At 54.5% G+C, this 19,451-nt stretch carries 21 protein-coding genes; 11 read left to right on the top strand and 10 right to left on the bottom strand.

Features of this window, described 5'->3' with window-relative positions; translation table 11 throughout:
- Positions 1–77 precede the first annotated feature (77 nt).
- Positions 78–770 carry a porin family protein gene (locus ORG26_RS13080; protein WP_266362414.1) on the bottom strand — a complete coding sequence of 231 codons (693 nt, stop codon included), beginning with the start codon at positions 768–770 and terminating at the stop codon, positions 78–80.
- Between the two features lie 144 nt (positions 771–914).
- Here ORG26_RS13080 and ORG26_RS13075 point away from each other — a divergent pair, with 144 nt between their 5' ends.
- Both ORG26_RS13075 and ORG26_RS13070 read left to right on the top strand, forming a co-directional pair.
- Positions 915–1,709: a DUF3050 domain-containing protein gene (locus tag ORG26_RS13075; protein ID WP_266362412.1), complete on the top strand. Its 795-nt coding sequence runs from the start codon at positions 915–917 to the stop codon at positions 1,707–1,709.
- A gap of 154 nt (positions 1,710–1,863) precedes the next feature.
- Positions 1,864–2,679, top strand: coding sequence for a lysophospholipid acyltransferase family protein (locus tag ORG26_RS13070; RefSeq protein ID WP_266362410.1), 816 nt, complete (start codon positions 1,864–1,866; stop codon positions 2,677–2,679).
- A 104-nt stretch (positions 2,680–2,783) separates the two neighbouring features.
- Here the strand turns inward: ORG26_RS13070 and ORG26_RS13065 are convergent, their stop codons facing one another.
- The 4 genes from ORG26_RS13065 to ORG26_RS13050 all read right to left on the bottom strand — a co-directional run bounded on the left by ORG26_RS13065 (position 2,784) and on the right by ORG26_RS13050 (position 6,545).
- A complete protein-coding gene (locus tag ORG26_RS13065) occupies positions 2,784–4,199 on the bottom strand; it encodes an inorganic phosphate transporter (RefSeq protein ID WP_266362408.1) in 1,416 nt (471 codons plus the stop codon).
- Between the two features lie 175 nt (positions 4,200–4,374).
- Positions 4,375–5,451, bottom strand: a complete 1,077-nt coding sequence (gene rlmN, locus ORG26_RS13060; protein WP_266362406.1) for a dual-specificity RNA methyltransferase RlmN — start codon at positions 5,449–5,451, stop codon at positions 4,375–4,377.
- Positions 5,438–6,001 carry a CvpA family protein gene (locus tag ORG26_RS13055; RefSeq protein ID WP_266362404.1) on the bottom strand — a complete coding sequence of 188 codons (564 nt, stop codon included), beginning with the start codon at positions 5,999–6,001 and terminating at the stop codon, positions 5,438–5,440. The genes rlmN and ORG26_RS13055 overlap by 14 nt, the downstream gene beginning before the upstream one ends.
- 94 nt (positions 6,002–6,095) lie before the next feature.
- Positions 6,096–6,545: a GatB/YqeY domain-containing protein gene (locus ORG26_RS13050; RefSeq protein WP_266362402.1), complete on the bottom strand. Its 450-nt coding sequence runs from the start codon at positions 6,543–6,545 to the stop codon at positions 6,096–6,098.
- Between the two features lie 138 nt (positions 6,546–6,683).
- Here ORG26_RS13050 and ORG26_RS13045 point away from each other — a divergent pair, with 138 nt between their 5' ends.
- From ORG26_RS13045 to mnmH, 3 genes are all read left to right on the top strand, one after another.
- Positions 6,684–7,397, top strand: coding sequence for a pyridoxine 5'-phosphate synthase (locus ORG26_RS13045; RefSeq protein WP_266362401.1), 714 nt, complete (start codon positions 6,684–6,686; stop codon positions 7,395–7,397).
- A 150-nt stretch (positions 7,398–7,547) separates the two neighbouring features.
- Positions 7,548–7,904 (top strand): hypothetical protein, encoded by a 357-nt coding sequence (locus ORG26_RS13040; RefSeq protein WP_266362399.1) that lies wholly within the window; start codon positions 7,548–7,550, stop codon positions 7,902–7,904.
- Between the two features lie 280 nt (positions 7,905–8,184).
- Positions 8,185–9,231: a tRNA 2-selenouridine(34) synthase MnmH gene (gene mnmH / locus ORG26_RS13035; protein WP_266362397.1), complete on the top strand. Its 1,047-nt coding sequence runs from the start codon at positions 8,185–8,187 to the stop codon at positions 9,229–9,231.
- Between the two features lie 7 nt (positions 9,232–9,238).
- Here mnmH and ORG26_RS13030 read toward each other — a convergent pair whose 3' ends face one another.
- Positions 9,239–9,793 (bottom strand): hypothetical protein, encoded by a 555-nt coding sequence (locus ORG26_RS13030; RefSeq protein ID WP_266362395.1) that lies wholly within the window; start codon positions 9,791–9,793, stop codon positions 9,239–9,241.
- A gap of 280 nt (positions 9,794–10,073) precedes the next feature.
- Between ORG26_RS13030 and prfA the strand changes: the two genes are divergently transcribed.
- Complete coding sequence (prfA, locus tag ORG26_RS13025; RefSeq protein WP_266362393.1) at positions 10,074–11,147, top strand: peptide chain release factor 1; 1,074 nt, start codon at positions 10,074–10,076, stop codon at positions 11,145–11,147.
- A gap of 101 nt (positions 11,148–11,248) precedes the next feature.
- Here the strand turns inward: prfA and ORG26_RS13020 are convergent, their stop codons facing one another.
- The gene (locus tag ORG26_RS13020; RefSeq protein WP_266362391.1) at positions 11,249–12,037 is read right to left on the bottom strand and encodes an SDR family oxidoreductase; all 789 of its coding nucleotides are present in this window, start codon (positions 12,035–12,037) and stop codon (positions 11,249–11,251) included.
- Between the two features lie 86 nt (positions 12,038–12,123).
- Here ORG26_RS13020 and ORG26_RS13015 point away from each other — a divergent pair, with 86 nt between their 5' ends.
- The 5 genes from ORG26_RS13015 to ORG26_RS12995 all read left to right on the top strand — a co-directional run bounded on the left by ORG26_RS13015 (position 12,124) and on the right by ORG26_RS12995 (position 16,405).
- Positions 12,124–12,864 carry a DUF547 domain-containing protein gene (locus ORG26_RS13015; protein ID WP_266362389.1) on the top strand — a complete coding sequence of 247 codons (741 nt, stop codon included), beginning with the start codon at positions 12,124–12,126 and terminating at the stop codon, positions 12,862–12,864.
- 121 nt (positions 12,865–12,985) lie between these two features.
- Positions 12,986–14,431 (top strand): DASH family cryptochrome, encoded by a 1,446-nt coding sequence (locus ORG26_RS13010; RefSeq protein ID WP_266362387.1) that lies wholly within the window; start codon positions 12,986–12,988, stop codon positions 14,429–14,431.
- Positions 14,432–14,496: 65 nt separating this feature from the next.
- Positions 14,497–15,078 carry a LemA family protein gene (locus ORG26_RS13005; RefSeq protein WP_266362386.1) on the top strand — a complete coding sequence of 194 codons (582 nt, stop codon included), beginning with the start codon at positions 14,497–14,499 and terminating at the stop codon, positions 15,076–15,078.
- Positions 15,079–15,157: 79 nt separating this feature from the next.
- Entirely contained in the window at positions 15,158–15,589 is a 432-nt protein-coding gene (locus tag ORG26_RS13000; protein WP_266362384.1) for a TPM domain-containing protein, read from the top strand.
- Positions 15,590–16,405 (top strand): TPM domain-containing protein, encoded by an 816-nt coding sequence (locus ORG26_RS12995; RefSeq protein WP_266362382.1) that lies wholly within the window; start codon positions 15,590–15,592, stop codon positions 16,403–16,405.
- A 45-nt stretch (positions 16,406–16,450) separates the two neighbouring features.
- Here the strand turns inward: ORG26_RS12995 and carA are convergent, their stop codons facing one another.
- The 3 genes from carA to ORG26_RS12980 all read right to left on the bottom strand — a co-directional run bounded on the left by carA (position 16,451) and on the right by ORG26_RS12980 (position 19,367).
- The gene (gene carA / locus ORG26_RS12990) at positions 16,451–17,563 is read right to left on the bottom strand and encodes a glutamine-hydrolyzing carbamoyl-phosphate synthase small subunit (protein WP_266362380.1); all 1,113 of its coding nucleotides are present in this window, start codon (positions 17,561–17,563) and stop codon (positions 16,451–16,453) included.
- 160 nt (positions 17,564–17,723) lie between these two features.
- Positions 17,724–18,284 (bottom strand): 50S ribosomal protein L17, encoded by a 561-nt coding sequence (rplQ, locus tag ORG26_RS12985; protein WP_266362378.1) that lies wholly within the window; start codon positions 18,282–18,284, stop codon positions 17,724–17,726.
- Between the two features lie 93 nt (positions 18,285–18,377).
- Entirely contained in the window at positions 18,378–19,367 is a 990-nt protein-coding gene (locus ORG26_RS12980) for a DNA-directed RNA polymerase subunit alpha (protein ID WP_266362376.1), read from the bottom strand.
- Between the last annotated feature and the right edge of the window lie 84 nt (positions 19,368–19,451).

Raw genomic sequence — 19,451 nt, 5'->3', positions numbered from 1 at the left:
AATGGTCCGGACTTTTCAGTTTCAACTCCAACGGTTTAAAACCGCCTTAACCCTTAAACACACAAACTACTATCTTCTCAGCGGCTGAGCGGGAACGAATAGCCAACGGACACGTTCACGCCGCGGTTGCGAATGGGCATCTGCACCACGGGCAGGTCATAATTCCGGGAGAAACCGTGCTGGTAACGGGCTTCGAGGAACAACCGTCCGGCTCCTACTTCACCACTGACACCCAGACCGCCGATGGCGCTGAAATCCCACTGGTTGAAGAGACCGCTGCTGGTATTAAGCGGAATATCGACGTTCTGGGTCCGGAAGAGGCCGCTGGCACGGGTCCGGATCCGACCATCGACGGCATAACCCGCCGCCCCGCCGGCCAGCACATACGCCTGCACGGGTCCTTCGTTCAGGTTCACTTTCAGCAGCAGCGGCACTTCGACATAATGCGTCTGGTACGAAACCCGAGCGCCGAAGGGAATGGGGATATTCCCGATGTTAAAATTAAGGTCTTCATTAATCACAAAGCCCTTCTGGATGTATTGCGCCTCGGCCCGGAACGCTACGCGGTCGCTGATGGGTGCTTCAAGGAAAATCGCCCCGGTAGGTCCCGGCGACAGCCGGAAGGTAGGCGAGAAATTATCGGCAAAATCAGGTTTGGAAACAGCGCCCCAGTTGGCACCCACCCGGATACCCACCTGTACCTGCGCGGTTGCGGTCTGAACCATTAAAAGTGCCATTGCGGCGATGCCTGCCAGTGTAAATCGTTTCATGATGTTGTTAAAATATGGGTCTTGTAAAAAATGGGCAGGTAAAGTTTACCATAGGCAAAAGCGGTCAATTTTCTTTTTTGTTGCAACCTAACGCTTTGACAGGGCGTTAGCGTGAAGGATTAATTACCCACAAAAAAAAATATAATGATGCCAAATGAACGGATTGAAGGCCTTATAGGCCGGATTCAGCCGATTCGCGAGCAATTGGTTGCCCACCCGCTTTACGGAGCCATTGGTACATTGGAAGACGTACAAACCTTCATGAAGTCACACGTCTGGGCAGTCTGGGATTTTATGTCGCTGCTGAAAGCCCTGCAACGCCGCCTGACCTGCGTGGAGGTGCCCTGGGTGCCGGTCGGTTCGGCCAACACCCGCTACCTGATCAACGAAATTGTGGTCGGGGAAGAAAGCGACGTAGACCCCGACGGGCAGCGGTTGAGCCATTTCGAATTGTACCTGAACGCCATGCAGCAGGCCGGGGCGGATACGTCGGCCATCAAAGCTCTGCTGGAACGGTTGCAGCAGGGCGGGACCGTTGAGACCGCCCTAAATCACGAAGGCGTACCGGCGGGTGCCCGTGCCTTCTCCGGTTTTACCTTCGACCTGATTCGCCACGGCGAAGTGCACCAGTTGGCCGCGGTCTTTACGTTTGGCCGCGAAGACCTGATTCCGGATATGTTTTATTCCATCGTTAACGGCTTGAAAACCACGCATCCCGAGGCGCTGCAGCTGTTTACCTACTACCTGGAACGGCATATTGAAGTGGATGGGGATCACCATTCGCATCTCGCGAAAGAAATGACCGCCGAGCTTTGCGGTAATGATGACCGGAAGTGGCAGGAAGCCGAAGAAGCCGTCGTTCGGGCCCTGGAAAGCCGACTGGCCCTGTGGAACGATACACTCAAAAGCATGCGGGAACTGACTTCTTCTGTTGCCTGATGGTTTAAGCCGATTATTTTGTACGCCTGTAGTTGGAAGTAGCCTCTACAGGCTTTTTCTTTGTTATCCCTGAACTCTAATATAATTTTTTATTGAAAACATTGTATTGATTTATTAGCTTTACCTGTTACGCTTAGTTGGTCTTTAGAATGAGATGAGAGAAAAAGAACCGAGTCGATACAGCTATCTTCCGGGGCCGCTGGCTTCGCTGGATTTTTTGGGCCTCTTTGAGAAAGACCCGTTTGGCAACATGCTGTTGATCAAACGGATTCTGATTTCTCTGATTGGCTGGTTTACCTATTTTCGCTACACGCTCTACAACCGCATCAAAATTGAGGGCATGGAGCACCTGAAGGACCTGCCCATCAACAACGTCATCTTCCTGTCGAACCACCAGACTTACTTTGCGGACGTTATCGCGTTTTATCACATCTTCTGCGCCGCCAAGTGGAACTACCGCAACACTATTTTTCCGCCTTTTTACCTGCTGGCGCCCCGCGCCCGCAATTATTACGTAGCCGCCAGCGAAACCATGAAAGGCGGCATCGTTCCCCGGCTTTTCTCGCTGGGCGGGGCCATTCAGATCGAGCGTTCGTGGCGGGCCAAAGGACAGGATGTAAAAAGGGAGGTCGACCGTTCGGCGAGCGATAAAATCGGCAAGGCGCTCGAACACGGCTGGGTGGTCAGCTTTCCGCAGGGCACGACGAGCCCCTACGCGCCCGTCAGGAAAGGAACCGCGCATCTGCTCAAAGAAAGCAATCCGATTGTGGTGCCGATCGTCATCAACGGCTTTCGGCGGGCTTTTGACAAGAAAGGTCTGCGGTTCAAAAAGCGCAACACGACCCTGACCATCCGCATCAAACCGCCGATGGAATACAGCCCCGACGAAGACGTGGACGCCCTGGTAGACAAAGTCCGCGACGCCATCGAACAGAACATCCCTAAGGAGAAACTGACCTGGATGCAATAGGGGAGTTAAGAATTAAGAGTTAAAAATTAAAAGTAGCTTCGCCTGGTCAGGATACCTGATTAAGCGAAGCTACTTTTAATTTTTAACTCTTAATTCTTAACTGATTATAAAATCCAGCGGAAGAAGATGTATAGGGTGAAGGACAGCAGGATGGAGACGGGCAGCGTCAGCAGCCAGGCCAGGGCGATGTTCCGGATGGTGCCGCCCTGCAGGTTTTTGATGCCTTTGCTGGCTACCATACTTCCGGCGATGCCCGACGACAGGACGTGCGTGGTGCTAACCGGCACCGCCAGCAGCGACGCCATCCCGATGGTGCTCGCCGCTACCAGTTCGGCCGAAGCGCCCTGGGCGTAAGTAAGGTGCTGCTTACCAATCTTCTCCCCGACCGTAATCACAATCCGCTTCCAGCCGACCATCGTACCCAGACCCAGCGACAGCGCGACCATCAGCAAAACCCAGGTCGGCGCGTAATCCGTCAGGCGGCGCAGGCCATTCTTTTCGTCCGTATTGCTTTTCAGGATGTTACGGTCGGCATCGCTGATTTTCACGTCCTCGCTGGACATCAGCTTCTTGGTGTTATTGGTGATCAGCAGCACATCGCGACGCACTTCTATCCGGTGTTCGGCACTGATTTCCTCCGTGGTGGAGGCACGGGCCAGCAGCGTCTGCAGGTCGTTGATTTCCATCTTGATGGTCCGCAGCCGGCCGGCATCTTCCGAACCAAGCCCCGTCGAGTCGATGCGGCAGACCACCGGCTCAATGGCCAGCAGGTTCTGACGGATCACCGTCGGGTCTGTTGCGGTATTAAGGGCGAAAAAGGACGGGGTGATGCCAATCAGAATCAGCATAATCAGGCCAACACCTTTCTGGCCGTCGTTCTGGCCGTGAAAGAAACTAACCCCGGTACAGGTAGCGATGAGGACCGCCCGAATCCAGGTTGGCGGCGGCGTATTCTTTTTGGGTTCTTTGAAAAGCGCGTCGTTTTTGACGGTTTTCTTCAGCACATACATCAGCACAACGGCCATACTGAAGCCGAAGAGCGGGGAAAACAACAGCGCCTGGCCGGTTTCGGCGGCTTTGGTCCAGTTGACGGCCGAAGCGCCGGTCTTGTTTTCCGGCATCAGCGTAAAGGCCAGTCCAACACCCAGAATAGAGCCGATCAGCGTGTGCGAACTCGAACTGGGCAGTCCAAAATACCAGGTTCCCAGGTTCCAGGCGATGGCGCTCAGCAGCAGGGCCAGCACCATGGCGATACTGTGGTAGACGTTTTGGTCGATCAGCATTTCGACCGGCAGCAGGTTTACGATACCCATCGCAACCCCGATACCGCCGAGCAGTACCCCGGCAAAGTTGCAGATGCCCGACCAGACAACGGCGACGTTGGGTTTCAAGGAGTTGGTATAGATAACCGTAGCTACGGCATTGGCTGTATCGTGAAAACCATTGACAAACTCAAAAGCACAGGCGGCGAATAAGCAAAGGGAGAGGAGGATGAAAATATCCGTTTCTAAGCCGAACATGAATAAAAGGTAAGTTCGTGATAAATAGCCTTTAAGGCGGTGGTCATATTGGTATTGTACAAAAATACAGCAAAGTTTTCAGGGCAATATTAAGGGAATGTTAAACTGGTGGAAAGCAAACCAGACTTCATCTGTTCATGCCTGATTACCAACAAAAAAGCGGACTTTCGTCCGCTTACTGTTTGCCCGCCAGTTGCCCGCAGGCGGCGTCAATGTCCTTGCCCCTGCTTCGGCGAATGTTGACCGTTACGCCCCGGTCTTCCAGAAAACCGGCAAACTTGTCGAGCGTTTGCGGGTCGGTATTTTTGAAAGAAGCTTCCGAAATGGGGTTGTATTCGATGATGTTCACTTTCGCCGGGACCTTTTTGGTAAACTGCCAGAGTTCTTTAGCGTCCTGCAGCGAATCGTTGAAGTTATAAAACACGATGTATTCGAACGTGACGCGGGTGCCCGTTTTCCGGTAAAAATAATTCAGCGCGTCGGCCAGGGCCGGCAGTGAATTGCTTTCGTTGATCGGCATGATCTGGTTCCGTTTCACATCGTTGGCGGCGTGCAGCGAAAGGGCCAGATTGAACTTCACGTTGTCGTCGCCCAGTTTTTTGATCATTTTGGCAATACCGGCCGTTGATACCGTAATCCGTTTAGCCGACATGCCCAGCCCGTTCGGCGACGTAATGTGCTCGACGGACTCCATCACGTTGGCATAGTTCAGCAGCGGTTCGCCCATGCCCATGTAAACAATGTTGGTCAGTCCCGTGCCGTAGGCCTCTTTTGCCTGCCGGTCGATGGTCACCACCTGGTCGTAAATCTCAGAAGCTTCCAGATTCCGCTTGCGGTCCATGTAGCCCGTTGCGCAGAACTTACAGGTCAGCGAGCAGCCCACCTGCGACGACACACAGGCCGTCATCCGGGCGTCGGACTCCGTACCGGCCGACAGGTCGTTGGGCTTGAAAGCCGGAATGAGCACGCCTTCGATCAGGTTGCCGTCGTGCAGCCGAAACGACGATTTGATGGTACCGTCGGCGCTGCGCTGCGATACGGCGACCGTCATCGGCCGGATCTCGAAGTGTTCGGCCAGCATCTGCCGCGTTTTCTGCGACAGGTTGGTCATTTCGTCAAAGGAGCCGGCGGCCCGTTTCCAGAGCCACTCGTGAATCTGTTTCGCCCGGAAGCCCTGTTCCCCATGCTGGGTCAGCCAGGTTTTCAGTTGTTCGGCGTCGAATTTGCGTATATCCTGCTTAGTCGCTGTCATTGTCTTTACTCTTCCTCTTTTCCCCTAACGCAACTTCCTTGCCACGGGCCAGAAGTCGGTTGCCCATCGGCATCCACGTCGAGGCCGCATTCATCACTTTGGGCGCAATCGGCACCACCATCGGATACAGGAACGTTTCCTGCGTCTGGCGGGGCGGCATTCGGACTCCCATCCAGCTTAACAACCAGAATATCACACTAATTCCAAAGACCCACGTAAAAATTCCGACCGCGGCGCCGGCCAGACTGTCGAACGTCCCCAGCAGCGTCATCCGAAGCATCCGGCGGAGCGTAAACCCGAGCTGGTTGATCAGAAAAACGGTTGGAAAAAAAATAACGGAGAACCCCAGCCACGGCAGCAATCGCCGGGCCATTTCCAGACTGATGTACGGGGCCAGCAGTTCAATGCCGAAACTGAGAAATTTAAAACCAACAATCATCGCCGCCACGAACGCCACCACCGCCACCACCTCGACCAGCAGGCCTTTGCGGTAACCGTTGTACGCTCCGTAGAGCAACGGAATGAGGATAAGAATATCGAGGGTTTTCAAATTGCGAATGAGTGATTGAGCGGTTGAGTGATTGAGTGACGAACTGCCGCTTGACTATATCCCAAAGCGCTCAATCACTCATTCACTCAATCGCTCATTGTAAAAGTTGCTTCACCATGGCCGAAACGGCTTTGCCTTCTGCAACTCCGGCCAGTTCTTTGGTCGCCACGCCCATCACCTTACCCATGTCGGAGGGGGCGGAAGCACCTACGCGGGCGATGATGTCCTGTAAACGGGCTTTCAGTTCGTCTTCGGTCAGTTGCTTGGGCAGGTAATTTTCAATCACCGCGATTTCGGCCTGTTCGACGGCCAGCAGGTCTTCCCGGCCCTGCGTCCGGTAGATTTCGGCGGAATCTTTCCGCTGCTTGACGGCTTTGGTCAGCAGCTTGATTTCGTCCTCCGGCTTCAGCTCGCCTGAGCCGCCTTCTTTGGTTTCTTCCAGCAGGATCAGCGATTTCAGCGCCCGGAGCGCCCGCAGGCGGTCGGCTTCTTTCGCTTTCATGGCTTCCTTGATATCGGCGTCAATTTGTTGTTTGAGAGCCATAAGACAGAATGAATAATGAACAATGAATAATGAAGTATCTTTGAACCAAGCTTCCGGCGACAAAGTTACGAAACCAGCAACGTCCACTACCGTTTTACCTTCTTTTCATCATTCATTTTTCATTATTCAGTTGAAAAAATGACTCGTTTAAGCGTCAACATCAACAAAATCGCCACCCTGCGGAATGCCCGGGGCGGCAATAATCCCAACGTCGTTAAGGTCGCCATCGACTGCGAACGCTTCGGCGCGCAGGGCATCACGGTCCACCCGCGCCCCGACGAGCGACATATCCGCTTTCAGGATGTGCTGGATTTGAAGCAGGTTGTGACGACGGAGTTCAACATTGAAGGCAACCCCGATGCCCGGTTCATCGACCTCGTCATGCAGGTCCGCCCGGAGCAGGTGACGCTTGTGCCGGATGCACCCGACGCCATTACGTCCAACGCCGGCTGGGATACCATCCGCCACCGCGACCACCTCAAGGACCTGGTTGCCAGCTTTAAGGATGCCGGCATCAGGGTTTCCATTTTCGTAGACGCCGACGAACGGATGATCGAAGGAGCCCGCGAAGTCGGCACCGACCGGATCGAATTATACACGGAGCCGTACGCCCACCACTACTTCACCAGCCGCGAAGACGCCGTAGCCCCATTTGTCCGGGCCGCCCAACTGGCTCTCGACCTGGGCCTCGGCCTGAACGCCGGGCATGACCTGAGCCTCGACAACCTCCGGTATTTCAACCAACAGGTGCCGGGTCTGCTCGAAGTGTCCATCGGCCACGCGCTGGTTTCGGACGCCCTTTATTTCGGGCTGGAAAACACCATTCAGATGTATCTGCGGGAATTGGTCTGAACCTGGATTGTCACAGATTTGAATGATGGACAAGAGTGACTGGGCTATTTTAAAACTCTGCCCATTATTCAAATCTGTGTAAGACTAGGTTGGGATTTATCTCCGGTTTATACATTCCAGACACAACGTAAACCTTGGTGATTTAATATCATGGATAACCCATCACTAAAGCAAATATTAAAAGGCCCTAACTCGGATGAATATACAATCTTTAAATTTATAACTGCCAAGTATATACCAGACTACCGGGTGAGGGAAAAAGAGCTGATAAACTCCTTAGCTTCTAAGGGTTGGACCCGTAAGCTTCTATATGATTTTATCATTCAAATGCTTGGTGATAAGGTCCTGTATCAAGAATTGAGTGAAGATGAATATAATGCTTTAGATAATTTCTATACTGCCATAATTGGCTATTGCCACCCTGATTGCATTATAAAGTTTCCTGGAGATCCACAGGAAGAAGAGGAATTTCTTAGTTACGTACGCTCTGATTCCTGGAAGGTTTAAAGCTTGTTCAGGCCTCTATTCCGTTACTCATCAGCACCCTATGCAAAGAGTCTGACTTCTTCCATCGCGCGAACACCTTGGTCGTTTAAGCAAGGTAATATCATTGGCTGAACTGGCTTGGAAAGCTCCCCTCTAAAGGTTATTCAGAAGAGTAAACCGTAAGCCAAAGAAAACGCCAAAACATTCTTTGAATCAAAGCGGTCCACCGCCGCGGCTCAGGACAATCACAGTAAATCTTTAAATCAGCGTAATCCCGACGGTCCGCCGCGCGGTTCAGACAATGATTCAACAACTTTCCGTCACCGACTTCCTCGCCAAAGCCGCCGCCCTGCCCGTCATTGATGTTCGGTCGCCGGGGGAATACGAGCGCGCCCATATTCCCGGAGCCCTGAATATTCCTTTGTTCGACAATGAAGAACGGGCAAAGGTCGGGACGAAATACAAAAAGGCCGGGAAAGACATTGCGGTTCTCCTGGGTCTTGAACTGGTAGGCCCCAAACTGGCCGATTTTGTCCGGCAATCCCGCAAGCTTAACCGCGAAGGCAACGAAGTGCTGGTCCACTGCTGGCGCGGCGGGATGCGGAGCGGCTCGTTTGCGTGGCTGCTCAACACGGCCGGAATCAAGGTCTCGACGCTGGCAGGCGGGTACAAAGCTTACCGAAATGCCGTACTGGAAAGCTTCGCCGAGCCGCGGCAACTCCTCATCGTGGGCGGAAAGACGGGCAGCGGCAAGACCGACGTGCTGAAGGAACTGGCCGCCCAGGGCGAGCAGATTGTTGATCTGGAAGCCATCGCCCACCACAAAGGGTCCTCGTACGGAGCGATCGGCCAACTGCCCCAGCCTTCCGTTGAGCAGTTTGAAAACGATCTGTTCCAGGTCTGGCGGACGCTGGACCCGGACCGCCGCATCTGGCTGGAAGACGAAAGCAAGCACATTGGCCAGTGTTTCATTCCGCATCCGCTCTGGCTACAGATGCGGGCTGCCCCGGTCGCTTTTCTGGACATTCCCCAGGAGGTCCGCGTGGAACGGCTGGTGCGGGAGTATACCGGCATTGACCACCGGCTGCTGGTCGAAGCGACCGAGCGAATCCGCAAACGGCTCGGCAACCAGATCGCCCAGCAGGCGCTGGAGGCGCTGGCCGCTCAGGATTACGCCACCGTGGCCCGGCTGTCGCTGGCTTATTACGACAAAGCCTACCTCCACGGGCTTTCGCAGCGGGACCAGGAGCAGGTTCACCCCATGAACATTACGGAGGATAACCCCGCGCAGACCGCCCGGCAGCTCATCGCCTGGGCTGAAGCGCAGGAAAAGGTGGCGGTCAGGTAACGCCGCTTTATTTCTTTTTCTCCAGCGCCTTCGTATTAATCCGGCGGATGACCTCTTTCCGGTTGAAAACGATCCGCCAGACAACAAAGGGGAGCGCCGCATTGTCGGAACAGGTTTTACAGATCGGATTATCGGCAGGCACGGCGGCGTTGTAGACAAACAGCGAGTCGGCGATTTTCTGGACGTTCGTGCTTTGCGGCAGCTTTTGTTCGGCATTGTACAGATAAGCGTCCAGCACTTCCCGCTCTTTGGCCGGCAAAATCGGGCTTTTCACATCACTGGCCCCAACCAGCTCAATTTTAGCGGCGTAAAGCTTCTCCAACTTCTGAACCGACGTTAGCTTGTCGGGGCGGCAGAGGCTCGTGTCCGGGTTCTTCGCCAGTTCGGCCGCGAGAGCTTTCTGGGCGGAGGCGACGATGGAAGCGCCCCATTCGTCCACCACCGATGCCACCTGCGCGCCGGTCACCCTCTTGATTTTGCGGTCCGCCATTTCCTGCGCCAGCGCCTTCGAGTTCTGGGTAGGTTCGGGGTTGCAGGAGGTCAGACAAAAGAGAACAGACAATAGATAAAAGACGAAAGACAAACGATTAAGGATAGCCGATGCCTGACGGACGGCTGCTGACTGCGAATTCACCATATACCTGTCGGAACTTGTGCGTTAACAACTTTGTAAAGTAAATGCGTAAGCGTCTGGCCGTAAGTCGGTAGGGCGGCCGTTGAATTCATCCGCCCTGCTTTGCCGTCTCCGCTGCACGTTGCGCTACAACTTATTGCTGCAAAGGTAACATTCCGCCGACTACTGGCCGATTTTTTGTACTTTTGTCAGTATAACAACGTTCACCATGATTCATCAGTTAGAGGCGATAAAAGAACGGTTTAACGAGGTATCTCAGCAGATTATGATGCCGGAGGTCGTGTCCGACCAGAAGAAATTCATGAAGCTGAGCAAAGAGTATAAAGACCTTGATAAAATCGTCAAACAATACGATTCATACCGCAAACTGCTCAGCGATATTGAAGGCGCCAGAGACATTCTGATTACGGAAAAGGACGAGGACATGCGGGAGCTGGCCAAAGCCGAACTCGACGAGCTGGTGCCCCAGAAAGAGCCGATGGAGGATGTGCTGAAAGAGATGCTCATTCCGAAAGACCCCAACGACAGCAAGAACGTCATCCTCGAAATCCGGGGCGGTACGGGCGGCGACGAAGCGGCCATTTTTGCGGGCGACCTCTTCCGCATGTACCAGCGCTTCTGCGACAAAATGGGCTGGCGGCTTTCGCTGACGGATTATACCGAAGGCTCTTCCGGCGGCTACAAGGAAATTATCGCCCAGATCGAGGGCGAAGACGTGTACGGCAAGCTGAAATTCGAGTCGGGCGTGCACCGCGTCCAGCGGGTTCCGGCCACCGAAACCCAGGGCCGCATTCACACCTCCGCCGCCAGCGTGGCCGTCCTGCCCGAAGCCGAGGAAGTGGACGTAGACATTAACATGAACGACATCCGGAAAGATACGTTCTGTTCGTCCGGCGCGGGTGGTCAGTCGGTCAACACGACCTACTCAGCCGTCCGCCTGACGCACATTCCGACCGGACTGGTGGTGCAGTGCCAGGACGAACGCTCGCAGTTGAAGAACTTCGACAAGGCCCTGACCGTTCTCCGCTCCCGTATCTACGAAATCGAACTTCAGAAACACAACGACGCCATCGCTTCCCAGCGGAAATCGATGGTGGGCAGCGGCGACCGTTCGGACAAAATCCGGACGTACAACTACCCGCAAAGCCGCGTGACCGACCACCGCATCGGCCTGACCATCTACAACCTTTCGGCCGTCATGGACGGCGACATCGACGAGTTCATCGACCAGCTCCGCATCGCCGAAAACGCCGAGCGGATGAAGGAAGGCGCCGCTGTTTAGTTAAAAATGAAAAGTTAAGAGTTAAAAATAGGCTCCGCCTAACCAGGTATCCTGACCGGGCGGAGCCTATTTTTAACTCTTAACTTTTCATTTTTAACTGTTTATAGGCTTCCTGTTTTTCCTCCATCTACTGGCACGTTGATGCCGGTAATGGCGGCGGCGGCGGGGGTGCAGAGGAAGGCTACGGCGGCGGCTACTTCTTCGGCTTCGGCAAACCGGCCGATGGGAATTTCGCTTTCCATCTGCGCAGACACTTCGGCCTCGGCTTTACCGGACGACTGCGCGCGCATCGCCAGCACCGCGTCCAGCCGGGCCGTTCGGGTGTAACCGGGCAGCACGTTGTTCACGGTAATTCCGTCTTTGCCCAGCTCCAGCGACAAGGTCTTGGCCCATTGAGCAACGGCCCCCCGAATCGTGTTTGAAACGCCCAACCCTACGATGGGCTGTTTGACGGACGTGCTGATGATGTTGACGATCCGGCCAAACTGAGCCCGGCGCATGAACGGCACTACGGCCTGCACCAGTTGCTGGTTGTTGAGCAGATGCGCCGCAAACGTATTGGTAAACTCTTCCAGCGCGGCTTCGATCAGCGGGCCGCCCTTCGGACCTCCGGTATTGTTGATGAGAATGTGGACCTCCGGAAACTCGTTCAGGTAGCGTGCCAGAGCCGTTTTGACGTCGGCAGGCTGCGAAAAATCGGCTACCAGATACCGGTGGACCTGCCCGTGGGTCGTATCGAGGCTTGCGGCTACTTCGCTCAGTCGGGCTTCGTTGCGGGCCATCAGCGTCACGTTTGCGCCCAGAAGCGCCAGTTCTACGGCCGTCGCGCGGCCTATGCCCTGCGTACTGCCGCAAACGAGAGCAGTTTTGCCTTGCAGTGATAAATTCATTCGACAGACTGGTTATAACCAAGGAAACTGTTTTGTCTCATATATTGCACAATCAAGCGATTTGCGCGTTCAAACTTACCAAGTTTATGAGATATCTGGTCCTGTTTTGTGTTCTGTTTCTTACCGCCTTCGCTCCCGCCGCCCGGGCCGATGTAGACCATTCCATTTTTGATGCGCTCTTGAAGAAGTATGTCAATGAGCGCGGCATGGTCAATTACAAAGGGTTCAAAAAAGACGAAAAGGAACTGCGCCGCTACCTGGATCTGCTGAGCAAAAACCCGCCGAAAGCCGGCTGGTCGGCGGATGAAAAGCTGGCGTACTGGATTAATGCCTACAACGCCTTCACGATTCAGCTTATTCTGGACCATTATCCGGTTAAAAGCATCAAGGACATTGGCACCCTTATCCAGATTCCGTACGTCAATACGCCCTGGGACATCGAGTTTATCCGCATTGGCGGCAAAAAATACGACCTTAACAACATCGAGCACGACATTATCCGGAAGGAATTCAACGACCCCCGGATTCATTTCGCGCTGGTGTGCGCGGCCAAATCGTGCCCCAAACTGCGCAATGAAGCCTTTGTGGCCGCCCGGCTCAACCGCCAGCTCGACGAACAGGGCCGCGACTTCCTGAACAATCCCGCCAAAAACGCTATCACCGCCCGACAGGCCAGCCTGTCCAAAATTCTGGACTGGTATGCGGGCGATTTTAAGAAAAACGGCCAGACGGTGGTTAGCTGGGTCAACCGCTACTCCAACGTCAAAATCAACAGCGAAACAGACCTTTCGTACCAGACCTACGACTGGAGTTTAAACGAACCGTAACCCGGACCGGGATTCCGCTGATTCAGGGATTTGCCCGGATGCTTAGCGGGTCTCTATCCATCATCGTACATCCCTAAATCTGCGTAACCCCGACGGTCCGCCGCGCGGTTCAAGACATTTTATGAAACGCATTCTCTACTGGTTCCGCAACGATTTGCGGCTGCACGACAACGAAGGATTCTACCGGGCCACGCAGGACGCCGATGAAGTGATTCCCGTGTACTGCTTCGATCTCCGGCTTTTCCGCCCGCTTCGGCAACCGGCCATTCAAAAGACGGGGGTCTTCCGCGCGCAGTTTCTGCTGGAAAGCGTAGCGGATCTTCGAAACAACCTGATTGAACTCGGCGGCAACCTGATTGTGCGCACCGGACACCCCGAACAGGTGCTCTGGGAAATGGCCCGCGATCTTCAGGCCGACGCTATTTATGCCAGCAAAGAAGTCACGCAGGAAGAAACGGAGGTCGAATCGGGCCTGAGCAAACGCCTGAAAGGCATCAACGTCGATATCGAACTGTTCTGGGAATCGACGCTGTACCACGTCCGGGACCTGCCGTTCAACGTTTCGCGCATGCCGGATGTGTTCACCAGTTTCCGGCAACAGATCGAAAACAAAGTCCGGGTTCGCCCCACCTTTCCGCTTCCCGATCCGATTTCGGTTCCGCGTGAAATCGAGGTCGGCGAACTGCCGGAGCTTGCCCAGCTTGGCTTTTCGGAACTACCCGCCGCAGACCCGCGGGCGGCGATTTCCTTCAGGGGCGGCGAGCGGGCCGGTCTGGAACGGCTGCGGCATTACTTCTGGGGAGAAGACCACCTGCGGAACTACAAGGAAACCCGCAACGGGATGCTGGGTACGGATTTTTCGTCCAAATTTTCGGCCTGGCTTGCCCTGGGCTGTCTGTCGCCCCGCCACGTCTACGAGGAAGTGAGGCGTTACGAGAGCGAACGGATCGCCAACGACTCCACTTACTGGCTCGTTTTTGAGCTGCTGTGGCGGGACTTTTTCCGGTTCATTGCGCTGAAATACGGAACGCGGATTTTCAAGCCGGGCGGCATCAAGATGCGGCTGGGACATCCGTTTGTCGAAGACCGCGCCCTGTTTGACCGCTGGGCGAACGGGCAGACCGGCGTTCCGCTCATCGATGCGGCCATGCGCGAACTCAACGCGACGGGTTTTCTGTCTAACCGGGCGCGTCAGAATGTGGCCAGCTTCCTTATCCACGACCTGAACCTCAACTGGACCTGGGGCGCCGCTTATTTTGAAGCCATGCTGACGGATTACGACCCGGCGAGCAACTGGGGCAACTGGTGTTATACGGCGGGAGTCGGCAACGATCCCCGTCCGAACCGCTATTTCAACATCTACTCGCAGGCCCTCCGGTACGATGAGCAGGGCGAGTACGTCCGTCACTGGCTTCCGGAACTGGCCCGGGTGCCCGCCGACAGGATTCACCGGGTCTGGACGCTCAACCCGGCCGAGCAGGACGAGTACGGCCTGCATTTAGGCACGGATTACCCGTTACCCATCATCAACGCCGACAAATGGCTTAGCCCGGAATCTATCCGATGATGTAAATTTTTAGTTATATAGGAAACGATTCATCACTTTTACCGCACAAACACGTAAAAACAACCATGTCACGAGGACTTATCATTGTCATTGCCCTGCTGCTGATTTTCGGCTTTTTCGGGTGCAGTACCTATAACGGATTAGTAGAGAAAGATACCAATGTGGAAGGAAAATGGGCGCAGGTGCAGACGCAATACCAGCGCCGGGCAGACCTGATTCCGAACCTGGTCAATACGGTAAAGGGCGTCGCCAACTTCGAAAAATCGACCCTGCAGGCCGTTATCGAGGCCCGGGCCGGAGCCACCGGAATCCGCCTGAATGCCGACCAGCTGACGCCCGAAAACGTCCGGAAGTTTCAACAGGCGCAGGACCAGCTGAGCGGTTCGCTGTCGCGGCTGCTGGCCGTAGCGGAAAACTACCCGCAGCTTCGGGCTACGCAGAACTTTTCCGAGCTTCAGGCGCAGATTGAAGGGACCGAAAACCGGATTTCTGTCTCTCGTAACGACTTCAACCAGGCCGTTCAGTCCTATAACCAGTCCGTCCGGTCTTTCCCGGCCAATATTTTCGCCGGTGTTTTTGGCTTCCAGCGCAAAGGCTTCTTTGAAGCCTCCCAGGCGGCCCAGCAAGCCCCAACGGTTCAATTTTAATGATGAGTTAAGAGTTATGAGTTATGAGTTAGCCAAAAAATAACTCATAACTCTTAACTCTTAACTCTTAACTCACTTTATGACGGGTCAGCTCTTAACTTCCGAGGAACAGCAACGAGTGATTACCGCCATCCGGCAGGCTGAGGACCATACGTCCGGCGAGGTCCGGGTTCATATCGAAGCCAAATGTCCGGAACCTAACGTCATGGACCGGGCGGTGCAGGTCTTTTTTCTGCTGGAAATGAACAAAACCGTCCAGCAGAACGGCGTCCTTTTCTACCTGGCGACCGACGATCACAAGTTTGCCGTCCTGGGCGATAAAGGTATTGATCAGGTTGTACCGGCTAATTTCTGGGAATCGACCAAAGAGGTGTTGCGGGACCATTTTCGCGCCGGGCAGATAGCCGAAGGGCTCTGTAAAGGAATTGAACGGGCCGGACAGCAACTCAAACAGTATTTCCCACGCCAGGAAGACGATAAAAATGAGCTTTCCGACGAAATATCTTTCTAAATGAATTCATTCCTGAAAACAGTACGTCCGGTTCTCTTCCTGAGCGGTCTTGTCCTGTTTCTTTTTATGATCGGTCTGCCGGTCCGGGCACAGGATACCGGAACGCAGAACGTCATTCCTGACCGGCCCAATCCACCGCGACTGGTCAACGATCTGGCGGGTATTCTGCGTCCGGACGAAGTGCAGCGGCTGGAAGATAAACTGCGCCGGTATAATGATACCACCTCCACGCAGATTGTCGTCCTGATCGTCCGCAGCACCGAGCCCTATCCCATCGGCGACTTTAGTTTTCAGGTCGGCCGGAAGTGGGGCGTCGGGCAGAAAGGCAAAAATAACGGCCTCATCCTGGCCTGGTCGACGCAGGACCGAAAGGTGTTTATTGCTACCGGTTACGGGCTCGAAGGCGCCATTCCGGACGCCATTGCCAAACGCATCATCAGCGACATCATTTCGCCCCGTTTCAAAAACGAAGAATGGTACGCCGGTCTGGACGAAGCGACGAACGAAATCATCCGACGGGCCAATGGCGAGTACAAGTCCCAGGGCGGCGACTCCGACGGCGGCAGTAACCTTCTCCCCATCCTGCTTGTCTTCTTTTTTGTTATCCTGATCCTCATCTGGATTGGCCGGAACCGGGGCGGCGGCAACCGTTACCGGAGCGGCGGACCGACCATCTTTCCGTTCCCCTACACGACGTATTCCGGCTGGGGTGGTTCATCCGGCAACTGGGGCGGCGGTGGTAGCGGCGGAGGTTCCGATTTCGGCGGCTTTGGCGGAGGTGACTTCGGTGGAGGCGGTGCCGGAGGCGATTATTAGACCAGAAGAAAAACAAAAAGCCGGGTTCGCGCCCGGCTTTTTCATTTATTTCGACTGCTGAATCAGTCCGACAAATTCATCAAACAGGTACCGCGAATCGTGCGGTCCCGGAGAAGCTTCCGGGTGGTACTGAACCGAGAAGGCCGGTTTGTCTTTCCGACGGATGCCTTCAATGGTCTTGTCGTTCAAGTTTACGTGCGTCAGTTCCACATCCGGATGATCCATGACGTCTTCGGCGCGTACGGCAAACCCGTGGTTCTGGGACGTCACTTCACAACGGCCGGTGATGAGGTTCTTTACCGGGTGATTGAGGCCCCGGTGCCCGTTGTGCATCTTGTAGGTCGACAGGCCGCTGGCGAGCGAAAGCACCTGGTGGCCCAGACAGATGCCGAACAGCGGCTTGTTGGTGTCCAGTGCCTGCCGAACGGTTTCGGCCGCATAAGGCATGGCCGCCGGGTCGCCCGGGCCGTTGGAGATGAAATAGCCATCCGGGTTCCAGGCGGCAATTTCCTCAAACGGGGTGGTCGCCGGAAATACGCGGCAATGCGCGCCCCGGTCCGTCAGGTTCGTCAGAATGCTTTTCTTGACGCCCAGGTCCAGAACCGCCACGCGGAACTCAGGCCGTGCGCTGTCCAGGTCATAAATACGCTGGGTGCAGACCTGCGACGACAGCTCCAGACCTTCCATGTCGGGAATCGCCTTCAGCTGGTCGAGCAGCGGAGCCGGGTCCAGAATCTCAGACGAAATGATGCAGTTCATTACGCCCTTGTCGCGGATATGCCGCACGATCTGGCGGGTATCCACTCCGCTGATTCCGACAATGTTCGACTTTTCGAAGTACTCCTGTAGTGAAGAATCAGCCGTGTGGCGCGAATGAATCTGGGAGAAGAAGTTGCAGACCATGCCGCTGATCTTCACCCCGTTTGATTCTTCCTCCGTTTCCAGCTGCACGCCGTAGTTTCCGATGTGCGAGTTGGTGTTAACGATAACCTGTCCGTAGTACGAAGGATCGGTGTAGATTTCCTGATAACCGGTCATCCCCGTATTGAAACAGATTTCGCCACCGGCTGTGCCGATTTTGCCTAATGCCAACCCCTTGAATACGGTACCGTCTTCCAGTACCAGCAACGCTTCCTGATGATTTGACCGCTTCTGCATCGACCGTTTTAACTGAGAATTTAAAGGTTAGTTGATAGACAAGAGATTGCCGGTTTTAGTTCGCTGGCCTTCGCCTGTCTTTCGCTGAAAATGGTAATTCCAAAAAAAAGGGCTAAACCTGACGGTCAGCCCTCTTTCGATATGATTCTTACGCAATCATTTACTCTTTCGGCGCTTCGGTTTCGTCCGTAGATTCCGTTTGGGCGGCTTCCGGAGCATCCGTTGCGGCCGGAGCTACTACCGGGTTGTTCTCGGCAGCGGCTTCAACAGCGACCGGAGCATCACCAGCGGCTTTCTTGCCACCGGCGCGACGGCTGCGGCGCGTACGGGTCGCTTTCTCTTCAACAACCGTCAGCAGGTTATCGTTGAAGTCAACCAGCTCGATCAGGCACATAGAAGCGCTGTCACCAACCCGGTTGCCCAGCTTGATGATGCGGGTGTAGCCCCCCGGGCGAGTGGAAATCTTGTCCGAAACCACGTTGAACAGTTCTTTCATCGTTTCCTTGTTGTTGAGGTACGAGAAAAGAACGCGGCGGTTCTGGTAAGTATCTTCTTTGGCCCGCGTCAGCAGAGGCTCAACATACTTGCGCAGTTCTTTCGCCTTAGCAACCGTCGTTTCGAGGCGCTTGTTAATGATCAGCGAGGACGCAAGGTTCGACAGCATAGCCTGCCGGTGTGAGTAGGTCCTGCCAAGGTGGTTATCTTTTTTACCGTGTCTCATTGTTTTAGTGAAGGGAGGAGAGGGATACCGGAGAAGGGATATACTGGACGTCCTTTCTCCCTTTGCTCCTTGCGTCCTTTTTCCCTTTCAGTTTTAGTCCTCGTCTAATCTGTATTTTGCAATGTCCATGCCGAAGGTCAACCCTTTTTCGGCAACCAGTTGCTCCAGTTCTGTCAGTGACTTCTTACCGAAGTTCCGGAACTTCATCATGTCCGAAATTTCCAGTCTTACCAGATCACCGAGCGTGCGTACATCGGCCGACTTAAGGCAGTTGTATGCGCGTACCGACAGGTCGAGATCGGCCAGCGGCGTTTTCAGCAGCTTGCGCATATGCAGCATCTCTTCGTCCACCACATTGTCTTCTTCGGCTTTGGCCGTTTCGAAGGTCATGGTCTGGTCAGAGAACAGCATGAAGTGCTGAATCAGGATATGAGCAGCGCCTTTGAGAGCTTCCTCCGGGTGAATCGACCCGTCGGTCTCAATATCCAGCAACAGCCGTTCGTAGTCGGTTTTCTGCTCAACGCGGGTGTTTTCAACGCTGTACCGGACGTTCTTGATCGGCGTGTAAATCGCGTCGATGGGGATATGTCCGAAAGGCAGTTCATTGGCACGCGGCTCATCAGCCGGCACATAACCCCGCCCTTTTTCAACGATGATTTCCATCTCAAACTCACGCGTATCGTCGATGTGGCAGATCACCATTTCGGGGTTCAGCACCTCGAACGAAGCCGTGAATTTTGATATATCGCCAGCCTTCAGTTCGGGCTGGTTCTTGATGGTTACCGTAATTTTGTTGTCAACCATGTCCGAAATCTTCTTAAAGCGAACCATTTTCAGGTTCAGGATGATTTCGGTAACATCTTCAACAACACCTTCTATGGACGAGAACTCGTGCAGGACACCGGGGAAGCGAACGCTGGTAATTGCGTAGCCTTCCAGCGATGACAGCAGGATTCGGCGCAATGCATTCCCAATCGTCACGCCGTACCCTTTTTCGAGCGGCTTGAACTCAAACAACCCGTGGAAGTCGTCAGCTCTTTCCATGACAACTTTGTCGGGCATTTGGAACGCTAATATTGACATACGAGTTCGTAGTTTGGTGTTACGCGGCCGGGGCCGCTGTTGATATATGAAAGTCGTTGGGCGTCAAAATAAGGATTGACGGGC

The organism is Tellurirhabdus rosea (assembly GCF_026278345.1).
Lineage (GTDB): Bacteria > Bacteroidota > Bacteroidia > Cytophagales > Spirosomataceae > Tellurirhabdus > Tellurirhabdus rosea.
Note: the sequence above shows the minus strand (reverse complement) of the source record. Positions and strands in the feature narration are given on the sequence as shown.